16 protein-coding genes and 2 pseudogenes are annotated in these 21,592 nt (G+C 38.5%); 11 read left to right on the plus strand and 7 right to left on the minus strand.

The features are described 5' to 3' along the window. Positions 1 to 42 precede the first annotated feature (42 nt). The 3 genes from FTT70_RS05945 to FTT70_RS05955 all read left to right on the plus strand — a co-directional run bounded on the left by FTT70_RS05945 (position 43) and on the right by FTT70_RS05955 (position 2,366). On the plus strand, positions 43 to 1,764 hold the full coding sequence (locus FTT70_RS05945) for a mechanosensitive ion channel (protein WP_180050277.1): 1,722 nt from the start codon (positions 43 to 45) through the stop codon (positions 1,762 to 1,764). Between the two features lie 94 nt (positions 1,765 to 1,858). Further along, positions 1,859 to 2,029 (plus strand): hypothetical protein, encoded by a 171-nt coding sequence (locus FTT70_RS05950; protein ID WP_179988591.1) that lies wholly within the window; start codon positions 1,859 to 1,861, stop codon positions 2,027 to 2,029. Between the two features lie 169 nt (positions 2,030 to 2,198). After that, positions 2,199 to 2,366 carry a hypothetical protein gene (locus FTT70_RS05955; protein WP_004975492.1) on the plus strand — a complete coding sequence of 56 codons (168 nt, stop codon included), beginning with the start codon at positions 2,199 to 2,201 and terminating at the stop codon, positions 2,364 to 2,366. Positions 2,367 to 2,549: 183 nt separating this feature from the next. Here FTT70_RS05955 and FTT70_RS05960 read toward each other — a convergent pair whose 3' ends face one another. The 5 genes and pseudogenes from FTT70_RS05960 to FTT70_RS05980 form a co-directional block, all read right to left on the minus strand. After that, the gene (locus tag FTT70_RS05960) at positions 2,550 to 3,746 is read right to left on the minus strand and encodes an NAD(P)/FAD-dependent oxidoreductase (RefSeq protein WP_180168403.1); all 1,197 of its coding nucleotides are present in this window, start codon (positions 3,744 to 3,746) and stop codon (positions 2,550 to 2,552) included. Between the two features lie 53 nt (positions 3,747 to 3,799). Then, positions 3,800 to 4,672 carry a 1-aminocyclopropane-1-carboxylate deaminase/D-cysteine desulfhydrase gene (locus FTT70_RS05965; protein ID WP_104853251.1) on the minus strand — a complete coding sequence of 291 codons (873 nt, stop codon included), beginning with the start codon at positions 4,670 to 4,672 and terminating at the stop codon, positions 3,800 to 3,802. Between the two features lie 67 nt (positions 4,673 to 4,739). Further along, positions 4,740 to 4,932: pseudogene (locus FTT70_RS05970) on the minus strand (HlyD family secretion protein); the annotation flags it as partial. A gap of 21 nt (positions 4,933 to 4,953) precedes the next feature. Beyond that, positions 4,954 to 5,314 (minus strand): annotated as a pseudogene (locus tag FTT70_RS05975) (IS4 family transposase); the annotation flags it as partial. A gap of 134 nt (positions 5,315 to 5,448) precedes the next feature. Next, on the minus strand, positions 5,449 to 7,071 hold the full coding sequence (locus tag FTT70_RS05980) for an oleate hydratase (RefSeq protein WP_180060383.1): 1,623 nt from the start codon (positions 7,069 to 7,071) through the stop codon (positions 5,449 to 5,451). A 357-nt stretch (positions 7,072 to 7,428) separates the two neighbouring features. On the opposite strand from FTT70_RS05980, the gene FTT70_RS05985 reads away from it, so the two are divergent. After that, positions 7,429 to 8,052, plus strand: coding sequence for a LysE family translocator (locus tag FTT70_RS05985; protein ID WP_096901823.1), 624 nt, complete (start codon positions 7,429 to 7,431; stop codon positions 8,050 to 8,052). Positions 8,053 to 8,238: 186 nt separating this feature from the next. Here the strand turns inward: FTT70_RS05985 and FTT70_RS05990 are convergent, their stop codons facing one another. Both FTT70_RS05990 and metG read right to left on the minus strand, forming a co-directional pair. Further along, a complete protein-coding gene (locus FTT70_RS05990) occupies positions 8,239 to 9,039 on the minus strand; it encodes a putative phage abortive infection protein (RefSeq protein WP_228278934.1) in 801 nt (266 codons plus the stop codon). A 179-nt stretch (positions 9,040 to 9,218) separates the two neighbouring features. Next, positions 9,219 to 11,276 (minus strand): methionine--tRNA ligase, encoded by a 2,058-nt coding sequence (gene metG / locus FTT70_RS05995; protein WP_004975504.1) that lies wholly within the window; start codon positions 11,274 to 11,276, stop codon positions 9,219 to 9,221. 278 nt (positions 11,277 to 11,554) lie between these two features. On the opposite strand from metG, the gene apbC reads away from it, so the two are divergent. From apbC to FTT70_RS06030, 7 genes are all read left to right on the plus strand, one after another. After that, positions 11,555 to 12,808, plus strand: a complete 1,254-nt coding sequence (gene apbC / locus FTT70_RS06000) for an iron-sulfur cluster carrier protein ApbC (protein WP_180044331.1) — start codon at positions 11,555 to 11,557, stop codon at positions 12,806 to 12,808. Between the two features lie 372 nt (positions 12,809 to 13,180). Further along, positions 13,181 to 13,774 (plus strand): LysE family translocator, encoded by a 594-nt coding sequence (locus FTT70_RS06005; RefSeq protein ID WP_070152620.1) that lies wholly within the window; start codon positions 13,181 to 13,183, stop codon positions 13,772 to 13,774. A 446-nt stretch (positions 13,775 to 14,220) separates the two neighbouring features. Beyond that, a complete protein-coding gene (gene dcd, locus FTT70_RS06010) occupies positions 14,221 to 14,790 on the plus strand; it encodes a dCTP deaminase (RefSeq protein WP_004975507.1) in 570 nt (189 codons plus the stop codon). 242 nt (positions 14,791 to 15,032) lie between these two features. Then, entirely contained in the window at positions 15,033 to 17,105 is a 2,073-nt protein-coding gene (locus tag FTT70_RS06015; protein ID WP_180061164.1) for a hypothetical protein, read from the plus strand. Between the two features lie 13 nt (positions 17,106 to 17,118). Continuing rightward, positions 17,119 to 17,835 (plus strand): hypothetical protein, encoded by a 717-nt coding sequence (locus FTT70_RS06020; protein ID WP_004975509.1) that lies wholly within the window; start codon positions 17,119 to 17,121, stop codon positions 17,833 to 17,835. Between the two features lie 33 nt (positions 17,836 to 17,868). Beyond that, entirely contained in the window at positions 17,869 to 20,115 is a 2,247-nt protein-coding gene (locus FTT70_RS06025) for a DUF6160 family protein (protein ID WP_179989684.1), read from the plus strand. A gap of 14 nt (positions 20,116 to 20,129) precedes the next feature. After that, complete coding sequence (locus tag FTT70_RS06030; RefSeq protein ID WP_167846168.1) at positions 20,130 to 21,536, plus strand: hypothetical protein; 1,407 nt, start codon at positions 20,130 to 20,132, stop codon at positions 21,534 to 21,536. Positions 21,537 to 21,592: the final 56 nt, after the last annotated feature.

The following is a 21,592-nucleotide window of genomic DNA, read 5'->3' on the forward strand; positions in this document are numbered from 1 at the left end:
CAAACCTAAAAATGAAGCTAATCACCATGAGGATTAAACAAGATGAATGATTATTTTAATGGGAACCTACATGGCAGAGGTTTTGATGCCATGTATTATTGGGAGCAATTTCAACCCATTTTTGCTGCAGTCGCAATTTTACTTGTCGGGTGGGTGATTGCATTATTGGTCGCGGGTGGAATTAAAAAGGTTCTACAAAAATTAGGCACCGATCAAAAATTATCAAATGCAACGGGGCATCGTTCAAATATTGAAGTGATTGTGTCACGGGTCGTGTTTTGGGTAATTTTAATTATTGCAGTCATTGGTGCGTTGAACGTGTTGAATCTGACCAGTGTCAGTGGGCCATTCAGTAATATGATTCAGCAGTTCTTATTGTTTATTCCTTCTTTACTGGCTGCTGTTGCTGTTGGTTTTATTGGTTGGATTTTGGCAAATCTGGTTAAAGTGGGGATGCAAAAACTGTTGGCACGTACTCAGTTGGATGAAAAACTCAGTGCCGATGTCGGTGTGAGTGGTTTAAGTCAAAATATCAGTGAAATTGTTTATTGGCTGATTTTATTGCTGTTCTTGCCAATTGTGCTGTCAATTTTAGGCTTAAACGGTCTGTTGTTCCCTGTGCAAAACATGGTGAATGAAGTTGTGCTGTATTTACCGAACATCTTCATTGCAGGCGTGATTGTTTTTGTAGGATACATTCTGGCAAAAATTGTTCGTGGCATTGTCGAAGGTTTATTGGGTAGCTTGAATATTCAACAGCATGCTGAAAAAGTTGGCATCTTCAAAAATTCAAATTTACCTAAATTACTCGGTTCGTTTGTTTTCGCCTTGGTGATCATCACAGCCTTGATTATTGGTTTTGAGGCACTTGGCATTGAAGCCATTTCACAGCCTGCGACTGCCATGCTGTATGAAATTATGAATGCGATCCCGCATATTATTGCGGCAGGTCTGATTCTTATTTTGGCTTATGTGGTGTCGCGTTTTGTAGCCAATATTGTGGTGGAAGTGGTTGCAGGCACAGGAGTCGATGGTATTCCTGCCAAACTCGACTTACAGCGCTTTTTAGGTACAACTAAAATTTCATGTGTGGTTGGTTATCTGATCGTATTCTTTACCATGCTATTTGCGGTATCTGAAGCGGCGAACCGTTTGGGCTTTGATCAAGTCAGCGGCTTGATTGCCATGTTTATCCAGTTTGGTGCAGATATTCTGTTGGGTGCTGTCATTTTGGTGGTGGGTTTCTGGCTAGCGAATTTGGTCGCCAAAGTGGTACAGCGCGGTGAATATAACAGCTCGCGTTGGTTGGCAAACTTAGTCCGTATTTTAATTATGGGCTTGGTGGTAGCCATGGGCTTACGCGCGATGGGTATTGCAGACTCTATTGTGAACTTGGCCTTTGGTTTAACTCTTGGTTCTGTTGCAGTGGCTTTCGCACTTGCCTTTGGTTTAGGTGGTCGTCAACCTGCAGAACGTGTGTTAACTGATTTGATTGATAAAGCCAAACGTGAGGCGAATCAACCGAATCCGTTGCACAAAACAGAAACGGCAACGTCAGCATCAAATGTGATGACACCTATTGTATCTGAGCAGCCACAAGCGTCTGTAAGTGATGTGACTACAACACCTGAAGCGGCAACTGATCATGCTGTGCCAGATACGTTAAAGGTTGATCCTGAACATCCACCAGTCAATAACCCATTTGGTTCGACAGGTGAGGCTGAACCAGATGTTGATGAACATCCAAAAAATGACCCGAAATAACCTGTTCAAATTTTGATTTGAATCGCTAAGATGATCGACCAATCACCGTATTGGTCGATTTCTTTTCGGCGTTCAAAAAAAAGAGGAAACGATAATGTCCAAATCAGCACCCAATAAGTTTTTTGCCCCAATCGTGATTGCTGGTATCACTATCGGTTTTTTTGTAGCAGCTTATAAATTTGTTTTTGCCAAACCAGAAGTAGCCACAAAACCAACTGAAAATGTTGAGAAAAATCACCCAAAGGAGGATAGACCAAGCTCTTAAATTATGTTAAAAATTAATCAACTTTGGCAGGAATGAGCCAAAGACTGATTTGGATAAATCAGATCAATAACTTGGAAAGCTTGATGAGGGTTTAAGGGAAAAATAAAAAACTTGGGTTTTAACCAAGCTGAAATATTTGAGTCTTAAAATTCGCGCAAGGATGACAATAATGAGAGAAATCAATATGCTAAACAAATTACGTATCAGTTTAAAAGTTCAAGTGGCAAATTCGTTACCTATGCATCAACAAAATGCTGTGCTTAAAATGCAGCAAACTGAATCACGTTTGGCAAATACGCCAAAATTGGTATTATTTCGTACCGATTATTTAGAATAAAATAACAGGATTCACGTATTGCTAAGTCTTTATAGTACGTGACGGTGTTAAAGAAAAAGCCAGTTTAGAAAAAACTGGCTTTTGTCATTTTGCAATTTGATCGGCAAGATCAATATTATTCTGTTTAGACTAGAATCATTTTTATCACATTCATTTGTTTGCATGTTTCATCTAAAAGCAAACTTAAACATACTCCGATGCTGCATGTGCAGATGACCACGCCCATTGGAAATTATAGCCGCCCAAATGTCCCGTTACATCTAAAACTTCCCCAACAAAATACAAGCCTTTTTGTTTTTTACTTTCCATGGTTTTAGAGGAAACTTCTTGAGTATCGACTCCGCCTAAAGTGACTTCGGCAGTACGATAACCTTCTGTGCCCGATGGTTTGACTTCAAAGGCATTTAAACGTGCTGCAGTCTGTTCTAGTTTTTCATCACTGATATTGCCAATTGCCGTTTCAGAGAGCGTAGGCCAAATCAGTTGTTGTAATTCAGCTACCACACTTTTTGGCAAATGTTCGCTGAGTAAGGTACGCAGTAAAACTTTAGGACTGCTTTGCTTTTTGTTTTTAAAAAAGTCATAGAGTTCTAAGTATGGCAAAAAGTTAATTTTAAAACTTTGTCCGACATCCCAGTAATTAGAAAGCTGTAAGGCACTTGGCCCACTCAAACCACGGTGGGTGAATAGCAATGCTTCTGTAAAACTATTTAATGAATTTGATAAAGTCGCATCCACCGCATTGCCGCTTAGACGTGTGGTGACTTCTTTAAAGCTGTCTGAGAAGGTAAAAGGCACTAAACCTGCGCGGGTCGGGTAAACACGATGACCGAACTGTTTGGCAATTTCATAGCCAATTCCAGAGCCACCTAAAGTTGGAATAGATAAACCACCTGTGGCTACGACCACAGTGCTTGCTTGGAAATACCCCAAAGTCGTTGCAATTTGAAAACCTTGATCATCTAGGGCATTCACAGCTTTGACTTCACAATTGGTTTGAATATCGACCAGATTGGTTTTTTCACATTCGGCCAAGAGCATGGCTAAAATTTCTTTAGCGCCGTTTAAAGTGAATAATTGTCCGTGTTTACGTTCTTCATATTCAATGCCATATTCGCAGACTAAATCAATAAAATCCCAGTTGGTATAACGGGTGAGAGCAGAAATGACAAAATGTGGATTATGTGAAATATAATGGTTTGGTTCGACTTCTAAGTTGGTGAAATTACATTTACCACCACCAGACATTAGAATTTTTTTGCCCACTTTATTGGCCTTTTCCAGTACCACAACCGAACGCCCACGTTTGCCTGCTTCAGCAGCCAACATCAAGCCTGATGCACCTGCACCTAAAACAACAACATCAACCTGATGAACCATGAGTATTACTCGGTAGACGAAAAGCGAGTAATTATAAAAGATTTGTGGGGGTTTTAATATACTTTAAGCTTTCCTTGCAACCCACCTGTATGAATGGCCAGGATTCGAGTGTGGGCAGGGAAATGATTGTGCTGGATTAAATCAAGAAGTCCCATCATCATTTTACCTGTATAAATGTGTTCGAGTGGAATTTGATATTTTTGCTCAAAATTTTGAATAAATTTCAATAATTCAGGTGTAGTTTTGGCATAGCCGCCACCACAATAGGCATCGGTTAAAGACCAATTGCTTTTATCGGTCCATTGTTGAATGTCCTGTTTGAGAAAATCACCTTTCAAGGCTGAAAACCCTAAAACTTGCTGTTGTTCCGAGCTACTTTCAATGATGCCCACAATTGTTCCACCAGTACCCACAGCACAACAAATTACGTCATAATTTTCTAAATCATCAGGGGAGAGGATTTCCTGTGTCCCTTGAATGGCAAGGGAATTGCTTCCACCCTCTGGAATAATAAAGGCTTGAGGATATTGCTGTTGAAGTTGTTGTAAATATTCCACTTCATGGCGCAGACGATATTCGGCTCGGCTGACAAAATGCAGTTGCATGCCAAAATCTTGCGCTGTTTGTAGGGTAGGATTTAAGTCTTGGGTCGCAAGTTCTTGACCACGAATGATGCCAATACTTTGAAAGCCAAAGCGTTGAGCTGCATAAGCCGTTGCTGCAATATGATTGGAAAATGCACCGCCAAAAGTGAGGACTTGAGAAAAACCTTGCTGTTGTGCTGCCAAGAGGTTGTATTTGAGTTTAAAAAACTTGTTGCCCGAAATCTGGGGATGAATCTGATCAAGGCGTTTGATGGTCAGTTGAACAGGCTGGGGAAGTTCTAATGTTTGATAAGGGGTAGGAAAAGCAATGTGATCAAACATTTTTTGCGAACGAGAAATGAATTTGACCACATTGTAAATGTATTTGATTGAGAATGTCAGTGTTGGTTTATGAGTCGGTATCCACCGACGTGATCACCGACATACCAGGGCGTAGATTTTCGATCCCTTTTTGATTCGGATCAATGGTGATACGTACCGCTATACGTTGAACGACTTTGGTAAAATTTCCTGTGGGATTGTCAGGTTTAAGTACACTGAACTCTGAACCCGCAGCGGGGGGAAATCTGTTCCACATGGCCTGGCTCATTGAGCAATGTTCAAACAATAGGTATCGCTATTCCACGATAGACGATGGCTAACATCAAGATATTGATATCTCGTTTTCCCCATTTCCAGTTGGTTCTATCCAAAGTTAATTGGACTTTATCGAATAAAAATATATTGAAAATTAACTGAGAAATTTGACGATAATCGAAATACTGATCTGCAAAGAAGCGTTGTATACGTCGATAAAAATGATTGTGGTAAGCACGTGATGGGTAAGGCTTTAGATGCAGAAGAAAGATTACATGTCTGTTTTACAATTAATGCCAGCATAATCAGTGTAAAACATTTTACATGTGACTTACTCCACTTTAGATATTTGTTTAAGAAGAGATGTAACTCATTGAAATGTGTCATCATATTCATCGTCAGAAAACAAGTATTATGCCATTATTTCAATGAGTTATCTTTTTTGTCGTGTACAAAGATCGTTTTATCAAAGTAAGTTGAATAACCATAGGGTAGCAATTTACCCTATGGCTTTTTAAAATTTAATGAAAAACTGCTTCCAAAGCATTTAAGCCAACTTTAGGATCGAGTAAACCATTGTAAATCTCTGGAATTTCACGTTCGACACCTAAGAGCTGATAAATGGCAATCATGGCACAACGTACGGAATATTCCACAGTGAAAACCACATCATCTTCAAGCTCTACGAATTGACCTAAGAAAGCAAAGTTGACCGCATTTTCTGGAATGACCCATGGACGATCACCTGCTTTACGACATGCAAATAGGGCAGAAGCATAAGGCATCATTACTGTGGTAATGTCGGTATGTGCCAACACATGATCCAAAATGTCATCGAAACCAAGTTGATGAATCAACTCAATTAAAATCTCTTGACCCGTCGCTTCACTCATCGGTTTTTTAATGTAATCGCCGATATGGTCAATTTCAAAACCATAACCCCATAAGGTGAATTTACCTTCTGGTAAGTCAGCAAAATGCGGTTGAGCTGGAACGACCACAGATAGATGCCAACCAGATTCAAACCAAGTCATGAGTGCACCTGTACCCGGTTCATTTCCTGTGTAATCAATAATCCGTTTTAGCAGCACATCATCATGCATGGTGAGCGTAAAGGATTTCCATTTATGCTCATCAATGTTGCCATAGAAGGTCATTGGACGACCAAAATCAGGAGCTTTTTGAGCCAATGTTTCCCACAAACGCCAGCCATGATCTTGTCGATCACGAATTAGCTCAGGAACATCGAATTTATCGCCATAACGTGAATCAGCAGTAATCGAACCTAAAGTAAAGAGCGCAAGATCATGCTCACCCAGTTGAATTTGTTCAGTGCCTTCTGGAATGTTGACATAAAGTTGGGTTGCCTTACGTTCCTTCGTTTGGGCATCTTCGACAAAGTCTGCATCTGTGACATAACTACCGAAACGAACATCAACGCCTTGTTCCACCAACCAGCGTTGTAGAGGATGAATCATTGAATCATATTGATTGTATTTAGTTCGTTTCACACCTGCTAAGGTATGGATGCGTGGTAATTCTTGAATGAAACGTAGAAAATAACGGCGTAATTCCGCTGCGCTATGCCATTTTTGAAAGGCAAACGTGGTTCGCCACATCCGCCAAAAATTACTTTGGAAAAATGCATCATCAAAAAATTCATCAATACGGCGACTACCGATACGATCTTCTTTTAATGCCAGTAGACGTAACATTTGAGCACGGTTGAGCGTTGATAACCCCAATTTTTGAGCTTCTGCAATAATATGATTTGAGTCGATCAAACGTGCTTGAGCATTGGTTTTAACTTGTTCGTTAAATTCACGACATTCTTCACGAACAGAAATGTCTGGATTTTCTAAAGATGGGATGCTTGAAAATAAATCCCAAGTACACAAATAAGTCTCATCAGTTAGCATACGTCCACCACGTGTGACCCATGCTTGGTTCGGATTAAGCGGATTATGTCCACCATCCATCGAACCACCAGAAACATTCAATTCTTCTAAAATATGGATATGTTCAGCTGGCACTTTAGCATCACGAATCGCAAAAGCAGCAGCAGCCATACCAGCTATGCCTCCACCTACAATCCAAAGATGTGATTTAGAGCGGTCTAATGTTTTCAGTCTTTTATTTTGCATCTGATGTGCCTCGTTTGTAGTTCTAAAGAAAATTAAAGCCGTAATTTTATTATGGGATTATATGTTTTAAAAATATATGAAAGTTCTGCTAAAAATCGATGATAAATTATTATCAGAAAAAAACTTTAATAGAAAAAATGGATGCACAATAAAATTTTACTGTTCATATGCTATGTTTTAACTGTTTGATATTGAAATTAAATTGAGTTTTTACTCTATTTTTGGTTTTTTTAATAAATATCAAATTGCTTGAAAAATCCTTAAATTTATAAACATAAATCAAAAAAATTATATCTTCTATTATGGTTTTTTAAGTAAAATAAATAATTGAAAATTATTCTAATCTTGAGGTCTATCTTGGAATCATTATTGATTTTAGGCTCTATTGCTTTGGCATTAATGTTGGGGGCAATTAGTCCTGGGCCTACCTTTATTTATGTGGCAAAAAATTCGATAGCCATTTCACGTAAGCATGGTTTATTTACGGCTTTAGGCACGGGTACGGGTGCCGCAATTTTTGGTTTATTGGCGGTGATGGGGTTGCAGGCTATTTTATTGGCAGTGCCTTCAGCATATTTTCTGCTTAAAATTTGTGGTGGTTTATATTTGTTGTTTTTGGCTTATAAAATTGTGAAGCATGCCAAAGCGCCTATTCAAACCAATCTTGCACATGGACAGCAAATGTCACTGCGCCGTGCGTTTACTACAGGTTTAATTACGCAGTTATCTAACCCTAAAATTGCAATTGTCTTGGCGAGTATTTTTACGGCTTTGTTGCCTAAAGAAATTCCGAACTATTTTTATGTGGTGCTGCCAATTCTGTGTTTTTTTATTGATGCAGGTTGGTGTTCATTGGTTGCAGTGGCTTTGTCTGCAGAAAAACCGCGTCAGGCTTATATTAAGTTTAAGGCTATTTTTGACCGTGCAGCAGGGGCGGTCATGACAGTATTGGGATTAAAGTTAATTTTTGGGATGAAGTGATTTATTTGTGTAGATACCTATGCCTTTTGGGAGAAGATTGGGATGAGGGTATTCTAATAATTAAAATGTTTGCCTTACTTTTAAAGGATCAAAAGTAACAAAAATCCTTTGTTCGTTAGAGGGCACGTCCGTGTGCCTAACGAACAGGCTACATCCATGTCACCTTTCTGTGCGTTAGTACTTAAATCAATATTCATCCTCTTCGAATTTGATAGATGGAAAGTAATGTTTAGGGTCATATCCGTCACAATATTCAAATGGAATATTTTTAATAAAATCATATTTATTTATAAAATTATTTTGGAGCCATTTTTTTCCAAAACGCGATAAAACATTGAAAAAAAGGATATAAAGCTCAGGGTTTGAAAGTTGAGCACGGTAAATTTTTATTAACTCGTATTTTTCAAAATCACTTAGGATTGTTGATTCATCTACTATTTTTATAGCATTATACATATTTCTAAAATAAGAGCTTAAATGAGTTTGATTGGTTTTCAATAAGCAGCCTCTAAAATCCTTTTCCATTAACCTTTTCTGAATTTTAATAACTAATTCTTCATTAAATCCATTATACCTTGATAGTTTATTTACTATAAATGTCGTCCAACTTCCCTCTATACCAAAGTAAAAAATAACGTATGAGATATCTAATATTTGTGATTTATTGAGTTGGAGATTTTCTTGTACAGAAATTTCTTGAATCGTTTCTAAAATTCGTTTGAACTGAATTTTGAAGGTTACAAAAGCCTTTTTCCCTTCTTTTGGTGGGTGTTGCGGATTGGTATTGGGTAAAGAAATATTTATCAAATGTTGGTTGTGATAATCAATCATTTTAAAAAAATTAGACTTTAAATTATTTTTCTGTGCTTCATCTTTTTGATTAATAATTGTATAAATCAAGAGGAATATGCTTGATGCACTTAAGAGAGTACCTATAACTCCTCCATACAAATTACCTAAAGAAGCTCCTAAATTTGGATCAATCAAGGAGGTTACTCCAATTTGAAAAGCTTTGTTGGTAAAAATAAAATAGGTAGCTAGCAAACTAATAATTATCAAGACTATTGGTAGAACTAAGCAAAAAAACTTTATCCATCTATTCATTATTTATAACTATAAAAAAACCCCACTAAAATATAGCAGGGCTTTTTATCAGTGTCTAAAAATTAAGACACTTTATCACCCGGTTTTGCGCCAGATTCAGGTGAAATCACCCAAACACCTTCGCCATTACCCGCAGCAAGTACCATCCCATTAGAAATACCAAAACGCATTTTACGAGGTGCAAGGTTAGCCACCATCACCACCAATTTGCCTTTTAAATCTTCTGGTTGATAAAATTCACGAATACCACTAAACACATTACGTGGCTCAGCTTCACCTACATTTAAAGTTAATTGAAGCAGTTTGTCTGAACCTTCAACGGTTGCAGCCTCTAAAACTTCTGCAACACGTAAATCAATTTTGACAAAGTCATCAATCGTGATAATTTCCGCTTCACCGACTTTTGGTTCTGCTTTTTTCTCTTTGGCTTTTTCTTTTTTCTTTTCCGTTTTTGGTGCTTCAGCAGGTGCGGCTAAAGAATCTTTAGATGCATCTACCATTGCAGCTACCGCTTTCGGATCAACACGTTGCATGAGTGGTTGGAACAACGCAATTTCATGACCGACTAAAACAGTTTTACGTGATTCAAAGTTAAAGCTATCTAACTGTAAGAAGGCTTGAACTTGTTCAGCCAAGGTTGGCAGTACAGGCGCAAGATAAATCGCCAATTGACGGAATAGGTTAATCCCTACAGAACATACGTCATGAACTTGCTGTTCTTCGCCTTCAATTTTGGCTAAAGCCCAAGGCTTTTTCTCATCAATATATTGGTTGGCGCGGTCAGCAAGCGCCATAATTTCACGAATTGCCGCAGAGAATTCACGCTCTTCGTATGCTTTGGCAATCGAGTCACCTGCAGCAATAAAGCTTTGTACTAACTCAGGTTCAGCGCAGTTTGCACTTAATTTGTTATCAAATTTGGTGTTGATGAATTTGGCACAACGGCTGGCAATATTTACCACTTTACCCACAAGATCAGAGTTTACTTTCTGCACAAAATCATCCAGATTTAAGTCAGAGTCTTCAACTTTATCAGACAGTTTTGATGCAAAGTAATAGCGTAAATATTCAGGATTTAAATGCTGTAAATACGTTTCTGCTTTAATAAATGTGCCGCGAGATTTCGACATTTTTTGACCATTTACAGTCAAGAAACCATTTACAAATAAACCTGTGGGCGTGCGATAACCCGCACCATCTAACATTGCAGGCCAGAATAAAGCGTGGAAATATACGATGTCTTTACCAATGAAGTGATAGACTTCTTTGTCTGAATCTTTTTTCCAGTAATCGTCAAAATTTAGGTCAGGGCGTTTGGTTTTTACGTAGTTTTCAAAACTCGACATATAACCAATTGGTGCATCAACCCATACATAAAAATATTTATTTGGTGCGTCTGGAATTTCAAAACCAAAATATGGTGCATCACGTGAAATATCCCAGTCATTCAAGCCATTTTCAAACCATTCATCTAATTTGTTGGCGATCGAAACTGGCAAACGACCTTCATCGCGTGTCCATTTTTGCAAATATTCGCCAAAATTAGGCAATTTAAAGAAGTAATGATCTGATGATTTTTCTACTGGCGTTGCACCGCTCAAAGTCGATTTTGGATTAATCAGCTCAGTCGCATTATAGGTTGTGCCGCAAACTTCGCAAGAATCGCCGTATTGATCTTCCGCTTTACATTTTGGGCAAGTGCCTTTAATAAAACGATCTGATAAGAACATGCCTTTTTCAGGGTCAAATAATTGCGTGACGGGACGAACAGCAATATTGCCTGCATCACGGTTTTTGACATAAATTTCGCTGGCACGTGCGCGGTTGGTGTCGCTATGCGTTGAATCATAATGATCAAAATGCACACCAAAACCGTCAAAATCGCGAATGTGTTCTTGTTGCACATTGGCAATTTGCTGTTCAGGGCTAATCCCGTTGGCTTCGGCACGCAGCATGATTGCTGTACCATGCGCATCATCCGCACAGACATAAGTCACGTCATGTCCCATTGCACGCATGGCGCGAACCCAGATATCTGCCTGGATATAACCGAGTAAGTGACCCATATGGATCGGACCATTGGCGTATGGTAGGGCGTTAGTGACTAAAATTTGACGCACGGATATAACTCTCTCAAATAGGGACGATGCAATTCGGGCAATTTTACCTTAGATAGCACATAGATGCACAAGGGATTCCAGGAATTCTTTTCAAATCCGCTTAGAAGGCTAAATACAATATCGAAACAAGCTCTTGGTCTGCATTTGAAGATAAATCATGTCAAAAACCAAGCAATATACTCAGAATTAAGTATTTCAGTGATAGCACGACTTAACCTTATACTGAATTATCGTTACACTATCAAAATCGCGGTATTTCCAAACTTTGGAGTAAATCTATGTCTTGGCTTTCTTCACTTAAATCAGTTTTTTCACCTTCGCATACGGTGAATGAGGAAGCTATTCAGCACGTGCTACAAAGTTATATATTGCCTGAATCTGAACATGCTTTAAAAGATCGTATTTCTCAAGTGAATGTGCAAGGTGATATTCTGCAAATCACCATCAATACTTATCCTGAAGAAAAACAACATTTACAACAAATTCATGATGAACTGGCAGATGCTTTAGAAAAATGCGGCATTAAAGAACTGAATATGCATGTGATTCAGCAGAAATCTGGACAGAAAAAAGAAAGTTGTGGGCATCAACATGCTGAAGATGAAAGCTGCGCAACATCGACCACACAGACTGCAACATCTCATTTACCACCGGTGGTCGATGCTGCGGGCCAAAGTTCAATGCAAGAAGCCGATCCGAATAATCCACCGATTCAAAAAGCTGCGCCACACCAACGTGATGTGCCGAAACATCCGCGTATTCAAAACGTAATTTTGGTATCTTCAGGCAAAGGCGGGGTTGGAAAATCTACCACTACAGTAAATTTGGCTTTAGCTTTGCAAAAGCTCGGCTTAAAAGTTGGCGTATTGGATGCCGATATTTATGGTCCAAGTATTCCGACCATGCTCGGCAATGCAGGCAGAACCCCAATGATTGAAGCCGAGCAGTTTGTACCGTTGGATGCTTTTGGGATGCCTGTGTTATCCATCGGACATTTAACAGGTGACCACAATACACCTGTAGCGTGGCGTGGACCAAAAGCCACAGGTGCATTAATGCAGCTCTTTAATCAAACTTTATGGCCAGATTTAGATGTGTTGATGATTGATATGCCACCAGGAACGGGGGATATTCAATTGACACTTGCACAGCGTATTCCTGTAACGGGAGCGGTGATTGTGACTACACCACAAAATGTTGCCTTAATGGATGCTGTCAAAGGCATCGAACTATTTAATCGTGTGCAAATCCCTGTCATGGGCGTAATTGAGAATATGTCGACGCATATCTGCTCAAACTGCGGCTACGAAGAACAAATTTTTGGTCAAGGTGGTGGCGATAAACTGGCAGAACAATATGCCATTCCGTTACTTGGGCGTTTACCATTGAATGTCAGTATTCGTGAAAATGTCGATGCAGGTACGCCGTCAGTGATTGCAGGCGATGATGCTGCCGATAGTTACATTGCGATTGCTCAGCAAATTGCAAAAAAACTGCCTAAAGCTGAAAAAGATCAGAATCGTATTTTCTAGTGAGGGATCTCAGCTTGGAATGATTGCAGTTGCACTCATTAAGTTATCATTCTTTAAATTTTGACTGATTCATCTTTAAAAGCTAAGTCACAATATTTTGAAAATTTGGCTCACTTCGGTGAGCTATTTTTTTTGATTAAAAAATACACAAGCATCTGATTTAATGGTGTTTAATCTTTAAATACCTTAAAAATGTTAAGATAAAATGACTTATAAGTTACCATTTAATTAAAAAATATTTTTTATATAAGTGATTGAATAAAATAATAAATTTAAAATGTTAAACTGATCAAGAATTTGTCTTACAAAATACTTTTTGCCAATTGCAATGAACTATTTTAATCTGCGCTCATTCAGTAGTGAGGTCAATGCATGATTTCATGGTTTTTTATCGGTTTGGTGATCACAATTTTATTGACACCAGGGCCAACCAATACCTTGCTTGCATCATCAGGTATTCAGGTTGGTATCCGCAAATCTTTCCGATTAATTCCAGCAGAAGCATTGGGTTATTTGATTTCTATTACACTTTGGGGCGCCTTAATTGGTACGGTGTCTACTCATCTCCCGTTGTTGCCCACCATTCTAAAATTATTCAGTGCAAGCTATATTATTTTCTTGGCGATTAAATTATGGCGCACGGCTAAAGTCGAGCAAAGCTTTAATCAACCTACGATCCGTGCGAGTGAGCTATTTTTAGCGACTTTACTGAATCCTAAAGCATTGTTGTTCGCCTCTGCAATTTTCCCAACGATTGCATGGGTAAAAGCAGACTATTATGTGGCACACATGTTGGCATTTTTATGTTTAATCGTGCCGATTGCTTTTTTCTGGACATTTATTGGTTCGGTGCTCGCTAAAAATAAAATTAGCTGGCTCAATCAGTGCAATCTACAAAAAACAGCTTCTATTGTGTTGCTGAGCTTTTCAATTCCTTTAAGTTATTCGGCTTTGTTGAGTCTATAAAGCCAACGTTGTATCTAAAAGTTGTATCTACTGGAAATAGGGTCTGTTGACATTTCATAAATGGCTTGCGCTGTAGGCTAAAACTGAGCAGATCAGGCATGAAACGCAGGGAATAGTGGGTCTATTGCCAAGTTTCATAACGCAATCTGAGAAAGTTTTAGCCACATGAGCAAGAACAAAGCACTGCTTTGTTTGCTGCGCAAGGGGACAAGCATATTTTTTGCTGCTATTGCGTTATGTGCCAGTCATTTAGAATGACTAAATTTCCTGTCCCATGCCTTATATCAGCTAAAAAATATGCGTTGTCGCAAACATAGACGAATTGTCAACAGACCCTAATCATTGCACTTAAAAAAGCGATGTGAGGGAAACGGCTGGTTTTCATTAACTTAGATTTCAGTTAAAGTACAGCACAGTTAAACATTCATATTTTGGATAGAAAATAAATGGCAATTAAGTCTGATCGTTGGATTCGCGAAATGAGTGAAAAACACGGCATGATTGAACCGTATGCAGAAAACCAAGTTCGCTTTGACGAAAATGGCGAGAAACTCATTTCTTATGGTGTTTCTAGCTATGGTTATGACGTACGTTGTGCACGTGAATTTAAAGTCTTTACCAATGTTCACTCAGCAATTGTCGATCCAAAAAACTTTGATGAAAAAAGTTTTATCGATATTGAATCAGATGTGTGCATCATTCCGCCAAACTCGTTTGCCTTGGCGCGTACCGTTGAATATTTCCGTATTCCACGCAATGTATTGACAGTATGCTTAGGTAAATCGACCTATGCGCGTTGCGGTATTATTGTGAATGTCACGCCACTCGAACCCGAGTGGGAAGGTCATGTAACTTTAGAGTTTTCCAATACCACGAACTTACCTGCACGTATTTATGCGGGTGAAGGTGTGGCACAAATGCTGTTCTTTGAATCAGATGAAGTTTGTGAAACCTCGTACAAAGACCGTGGTGGTAAATATCAAGGGCAGACAGGCGTGACCTTGCCTAAAGCATAAGTGATTAACCCATCACAATTTTTCTGTTGAACAAGCGAGCCAATGTGCTCGCTTTTTTTCATTCATCGGAAAGCTGTGCTGTTTAGCCAGTTTGTTTTGCATTTGCATAAATATTCAGCATAATTAAATATGAGAATGCTTTGGCATAATCACGTTTTTAAGGATAAAAACACTCAAATAAATAGCCAAGCTATAGATAAATAAAAGAAAGATGCGGAGCATCAGATAAAAGGAAGGTCGAGATGACTGAACACGCAATTACTTACCCTTTTCGTAAGCATTGCTTAGCCACTGCGATAGGCTTACTTTTGGCGAATCCGAGTTATGCTTTACAAGCACTCTCCGATGACTCTTTGTCAAATACCACAGGCGAAGGGGTTGCTTTAGTCCTTGATGACTTCAAAATGGTGTTTCAGCAACCGAATGATCTATCTACAGGGTCGAGCTATACACGTGGCTTAGAAAACCCTAGTCAATATGATACGGGCTTTATTCGTATTATCCCGACGGGGGAGAATTATGTGCAGTTGGCAGAAAGTGCATACCATACGGTTTATAACAATACTTATAATCAAAGTGTTTTAAAAGGTAAGGCTGAGCATAAATATAACGAAACTTACCGTTCAACTTATGAACAAACCTATACAAATCAATATTCAACTTTGTATCAAGAATATACTAAAAATATTGAAGCTGATGTTGACGCGAAAAAAGAAACATTTACATTTGATGTTCGTGAAGGTTTTTTTAATAATGAGACGCTCAAGAATTATTACAATCAGCGTCTTGCGGATTATATGGATGGTACTTGGGGAAAGATTGGAGCTAGTTTAGCAAAAGATGGGACAACAGCATATGATATGAATGCTTTTTTTGTGAATGAGAAAAAAGCAAAAGAATATGCTATTACAAACACTTATGAAATGCTTGATCTTTTATATGGGAGTCGGTCGGCAGAAGCTAATAATGATTTATTGAATTCTGATTTTTATAAAGGGCTTAGCAACTTCACTCGAGCAGACCAAGTTGGTTCACAAGTAGCCACATTAATACAGGCTGAAATAACCAAAGAAACAGCATCGGCTGATATTCGGGCTAAATATAATGCGAGTCAACTTGCAGAAGATACAGCCAAGTCTGCTGTGGCAGAAGTTTATGCTCAAATTATACAATCGGCTGAACAGGCAGCGGAAATTGCTGCATTAGGTTCTCCTGTGCAATCTTTAAGAACCAAAGCAGATGTCTTTATTTATGGTCTGGCATTATCTAAAAGTGATAACTCTTTAAGCAGTCGTTATAGCAATCAGGGTTTTAACTGGGGTTCTGCAGACAATCCATGGTTATTCCGTGCAGGTACAGAAAAAGTCAAACAATTTAAAAATGTAGAAAAAGATGTTGGTTATTTAGCACTAGAGGCACCGCTCGCAACTACTACAGCAACTGAAAGTGATAATAATATTAAATTGGGCTTTTGGACTGATATTTTTTCACGTCAGTTGAACTCAAGTGCAGAGGTGGATCCAAGCACTGGGGCACCAAAATCGGGTTTAGATAAAGAGCACCGTTTACGTACTCAGTTTGTTGCCAATGGTTTAAGCCTAAATGGTTCTCAAACGCGACTATTTCAGACTTTAGACTCTGATAATCCAAATCATCATCAAACATTGGGTATGGCAAGTTTATTGCGTTTAAATACCAATGATAATCCTGCGAATCTAAGTTTCACAGATTCAAACTTAGATAGTAAAGGAATCCGCATTAGTACAGCAGCAAAATCAGATACTTTGGATGGAACGGCGGTCACACCAGCAATAGATGGTTCATTGGCACCAGTTTTTCATGATACAGAGGGTTTGTATTTATACAGTCCGAATATCAATTTAGTTTTAGGGAATATGTATCAGCCTTTTGTGGTTGGTTCTGAGGGCAATAATATTGTGCTAGAAGTAACACGTATTCCGAATGTTCCTGAAATTTACAATAAAATTTATCAAAATTATGAAGATGGAAAGGGTGGGTATTTAGGTTCTACAGCATTTACAGGTTCTACCTGTAATGTGGTGAGTTGTGGCACACCGCTAAAAGCCAATGTCAATGACAGTGCTGCGATGTATCAAGGACGTAATGCGACGCATAGTAGTATTGCAATTGGTACTGTAGAACGCTTGCCAAATAATATGTTGCGTGCCAAAGATCATACGGATGCCACAGGTGTTGTATTTAAGGGTGTAGATGGTACTGCTAAGAATCTAGGTTCAGTTGCAATAGATGGTGTGCTGATTCAGCACCTTAAATTTAAAACAACAGGTCTATAAAAGGAGAATCATCATGTTGAAAAAACTGTCTTGTATTGCATTGATGTGTAGTCCTTTGACCCATGCCAATTTAATTGCACTGGAAAATCATGAATTAACGCAGGCTACTGGTCAAGGTGGAGCAGACCTCAGTTGGACGTTATCGTTAAACCATGAATATGCCGAAAATTTAGAACTCAGCAATATTTCTAAATTTAATGGTGGGACTAAACCTACAGAAGTTTATTATCGCTATAGTAAAAATTGTGCTGACAATAATGTGCTTTGTCGTTTAGCGATTGCACCCAATAACCATGAAGATAATAACGGCAATAAAAAATGGCTGGTATTTAAACAAATTCAGGGCACCATACAAATAGATAAATTTTCTTTAGATGGCACGACTATTATTAATCATAAAAATGACCCACAAACGGCAATGCAGCTTAAGTTTTATGATGATAAGCCATTAAAAATAAGAAATTTGGGTTTTGCAACCATGGCGATCGAAACAGGTACAGGGCAGGGAGCAAATGAAGGTTATGCAAATTCAGAGGTATATACCAAATTTCAAGGAAGAAATTATCAACAAGATGGTAGTTATAACTTAGTTCAGCAAGATGTACCTTTGTTTGATCAGGGCGCTGAAAAAGGATTTATGGGCTTAAATATTCACGGCAATATGCACATGTCTGGCAATGTGAAAATATTTAGCTACAACTGTACAGGTTCAGCAGCAAGTCGTTGTTGAATATAGGATTAAGTACAGTATAGGGAAATAACAATGAAAAAAATAATGCAGTTGAATTTATTAACATTGAGCGTACTTTGTGCGCAACAAGTGTATGCTTTAGAGCTGATTGCAGACCAGCATTTGTCTGATGTAAGTGGGCAAGATGGTATTGTAATCACCCATGAAATGTCTAAAGCCACGATTAATCAAGTCAATTGGTATGATCCTGATTTAGTGGCTGGAACTCAACAGGGTTTAGGCTTACATAATGTAGAAATTAAAGGACAGAATAACCAGCCTATTATCAGTAAGCTTGCTTTAGATGTGGGGAAAACTGATGTTGGCGCAGGTGTGCGTATCGATGCGAGTATTGATGCTTTTCAATCGACTGCTGATTTAAACTTGGTCAAAAAAAACTGTGTCGGAAATAGTTGTACTAAAGAAACACAAAGCTTGGGTCAGTTCGGCTTAGAAACTAAATCACCTTTAAAAGTTTTATTAGAAACCAAAGCAGGTTTATTCAATCAAAATGAAACGGCACATTTAAACTTCCAGTTACAGAATGCCAAAATTAGTCATGGTTTAGGTAAGCATGAATTATCTATGCATGATTTTAACTTTAATTTTGCGACTGACGGCTATATGTACATTGATGCCGATGAGGGATTGGTCTTTACCACTAAAAATGGCACCACCGACCATTTTGTGAATCTTGGACGAGTGAAAGACCTGAGTGATGTTGCTAGTAGCCGACAAAATGCAACTAACCCTGGGGTCAATATTGACTTGCGTTATGATGATAAAAATTTAATTCGCTTTGGTGCATCAGGTGCGGTAAGCAATGCGAAATTGTTTTTTAATGGGCATCAAAAAAATGTTGCCAATTTTGACGTTTCGAATAAGGTCAATGGTGTAATTGAAACTAAAAATACCGCAGTTACAGGCTACGATACTGTGGTGGGGCAAGGTGGTTTGCATTTGGGCTTATCTGCTGATTTTACCAATCAAAATACGGCAGGCTTGGCTGCAGGGCAATTACCAACAACCTTAGAAATTGGGCACACAGGAAAAGGCAGTTATGCGGTTGAGTTTTCGAATTTAAGACCGCTAACCACACGTGATGCACAAGGTGCTTTGCACAATAAAAATGCTTATATTGATTTTGGCGATATTTATATTAATACCGTACAAGCGAAAAACCTCAATTTTTTAGTCAATGAAAATATTAAAAATACCATTGGTGCAACCAGTCCTATTTTAAACCAGTTGCTATCGAGTAAGCTTGAAGGTGACCAGTTCTCACTGATCGCTGTTCGTGGTATGGACTTTCAGTCTATTGCAGCCAAAGCTAGAATTATTTCTGACAACTCTTTAAATGAATTGACAGGAGATGGTGGTTCTTGGGGTATTGGGATTCCAATTTATAATTTAAATGCCAATGTGGCCTTGTCGGGTAAACAATATCTGTCACCTTATGATGGAACGAACAAAACTGGAATTGGTTATAACGCTATTGTTTCTACCGAAGGTTATGGCATTGATTCAAAAACAGGCTTACCAAGTACCACTTCTATTATCTTAATTGACGGGCAAGACAGCCTGCATGCTGGTGAAGCTGTCAACTATTATGCTGGTTTAAGAAATATTGATGCATTAATTCAGTCCGACGGTGTGATTGGTTATGAAGATGAAGGGATTTATATTCGTGCAGATCATTTATTAGTTGCAGCAAAAGCAGAGTTAGCGATTGGACAATTACCAGGTTCGAAATACAACTGCGTCACAGGATCAACTAAATGCGGTGGTTTTGTACCTTACGATAATTTCTCTAAGAAAGATGATGTGTTGACCACAATTGCTTTTAAATTAGATGGCAATGGTGAATTGTTGGTAATTCCTGGAGTGGATCCTACCGATACTAATCCGAACTCAAACTTTTTGTCTTTTGATGCGAACTTTAAGTTTAGAAGTCTAGATAGCACAGAACAGGCTGATCCGAAGAATTTAGGTAGTTATTTTAGTTTGATTAATGAAGATCAAGTGAATAATGAAACTGTTCAAACGTCTTCTATTAACTTGAATCGTATGGAAGGTCATTTAGGTGTCAAAGGAAAAGTCGTCGTCAGTGCAGATACGGTCACTTTAGACAATCAAGTGAAATTTAATTATAAAAATGATATTGCTCAACCCTTTAAAACAAACTTTGCAATGTCTACCAATGGCAATATGCAGAAAATCGCATCTGTCGCACTTACAGGTGGAACCATGCGCAGCACATTGGGCATTACGCCACGCTAAAGGATAGAAATAAAATGAAAAAAACAATTTTAGTTGCATCTATTTTAAGTACAGCTTTTTCATTCAATTCTGCTCAAGCGATGCAGGCTTTAAATGATGATCAGTTATCTCATGTACAAGGTCAGGCACTTTTGAACCTGATGACTGCGACAGATCAATCGCAAGGGTTAAATTTTTATAAACTAAGTGTTGATGCACTCATGGAGCTTAATGCCAACATTAAAACGCTACAATTAGGTTGTGGCGGTGTAAATAACGCGATTGGTGGTAAAGCGGGATGTGATATTGATATTTCTAATATTTCGTTAAGTGGTTTGAATGAATCCTATGATTCAACAGGTAACCCAAAGTTTAATGGTGAACGTGCGGGTACCAGTGCACAAATTACCAATCCATTTATTGAATTTGCGATTAGTGGAAATAGTGCGTCAACACGTGAAGTGGTTGGTTTTCGCTTAGGTGCAGAAGAAATTTTAGGTCTACTGACTTTGGGTACAGATAACGTGCAAAACCCAAATGACGGGATTAAAAGTTTCAGTGGTTATATGAAAATGGCACAAACGCAAGGGCATTCATTTACTAAAGAAGCTAAATTTGGTAATGCCTCTGACCAAAAAATTAGTGGGATACTGACTGCGTTGGGGCAGGATCGTGTCTATACAAGTAAACCTGGCGCAGAAGGACATACTGGGATTACCGTTCCATCGATGCGAGCTGATTTTACGATGCCTGAAACAGTAGTGACTGGTCAGCGTATGGAGTCCGCTATAGTTACGGGTATCCGTTCAACATTAGCTTCTATTCCGCTAGCGGCAACAGAGTCTGGGACATATACTGGTGATGTAAATGGAACACCTGACTTTTCAAAAGACCAGTTATATGTCACATTTCCTCCTTTATTGTTTGGTTCTGTTGGTGATCACTCATTCTTTAAAATGAGTAAGGGTTCTACATTAGAAAATTTGAATATGGATATTACTTTTGTCCAAGCCCTAAATATGATTCACAATATTCCTCTGACAGGAACAGGTGGATATTTATCTTTACAAAGCAAGCCAGTGCAGTGGATGGGTGCAGATGAAAAAGATATTGCACAACAAGGTTGGTGGATGTCGTTTAAGGAACCAGTGCAATTAGGTTATTTGGCAACTGCGGATTTGGTAGATGTTTCTGCAGTACTACCACAGGTCGCAAAAGCATTAACTTCTGAGTTAATGCAAGATAAGCATAATGTAGATGTAAGTTTGTTAGAAGCATTAGGTTCATTGGCTGGTACACCAATCGAGCGTAAAATGAATATCGATGTTGGTAGTTACACAGGATATTACACGGGTCAACCAGCCAGATTAACACTTAATAATCAGGTTTTACAAAACCAAAATGTTACCCCTAACTGTTATGGTGGTATGAAATTCTGCTAATCCCAAATGAAAAAAATCCCGCAACTTGTGCGGGATTTTTTATACTCAGTGTTCAA

The sequence above is a fragment of the Acinetobacter sp. YH01003 genome, assembly GCF_013420525.1.
Lineage (GTDB): Bacteria > Pseudomonadota > Gammaproteobacteria > Pseudomonadales > Moraxellaceae > Acinetobacter > Acinetobacter towneri.

Bases quoted from the DNA above. Each gene is read 5' to 3' on its own strand.
- FTT70_RS05950 (WP_179988591.1), top strand. From the start codon at position 1,859: ATGTCCAAATCAGCACCCAATAAGTTTTTTGCCCCAATCGTGATTGCT.
- FTT70_RS05965 (WP_104853251.1), bottom strand. From the start codon at position 4,672: ATGTTTGATCACATTGCTTTTCCTACCCCTTATCAAACATTAGAACTT.
- FTT70_RS06025 (WP_179989684.1), top strand. From the start codon at position 17,869: ATGAAAAAAATAATGCAGTTGAATTTATTAACATTGAGCGTACTTTGT.
- FTT70_RS06015 (WP_180061164.1), top strand. From the start codon at position 15,033: ATGACTGAACACGCAATTACTTACCCTTTTCGTAAGCATTGCTTAGCC.
- FTT70_RS05955 (WP_004975492.1), top strand. From the start codon at position 2,199: ATGAGAGAAATCAATATGCTAAACAAATTACGTATCAGTTTAAAAGTT.
- FTT70_RS06030 (WP_167846168.1), top strand. From the start codon at position 20,130: ATGAAAAAAACAATTTTAGTTGCATCTATTTTAAGTACAGCTTTTTCA.
- apbC (WP_180044331.1), top strand. From the start codon at position 11,555: ATGTCTTGGCTTTCTTCACTTAAATCAGTTTTTTCACCTTCGCATACG.
- dcd (WP_004975507.1), top strand. From the start codon at position 14,221: ATGGCAATTAAGTCTGATCGTTGGATTCGCGAAATGAGTGAAAAACAC.
- FTT70_RS06005 (WP_070152620.1), top strand. From the start codon at position 13,181: ATGATTTCATGGTTTTTTATCGGTTTGGTGATCACAATTTTATTGACA.
- FTT70_RS05980 (WP_180060383.1), bottom strand. From the start codon at position 7,071: ATGCAAAATAAAAGACTGAAAACATTAGACCGCTCTAAATCACATCTT.
- FTT70_RS06020 (WP_004975509.1), top strand. From the start codon at position 17,119: ATGTTGAAAAAACTGTCTTGTATTGCATTGATGTGTAGTCCTTTGACC.
- FTT70_RS05960 (WP_180168403.1), bottom strand. From the start codon at position 3,746: ATGGTTCATCAGGTTGATGTTGTTGTTTTAGGTGCAGGTGCATCAGGC.
- FTT70_RS05945 (WP_180050277.1), top strand. From the start codon at position 43: ATGAATGATTATTTTAATGGGAACCTACATGGCAGAGGTTTTGATGCC.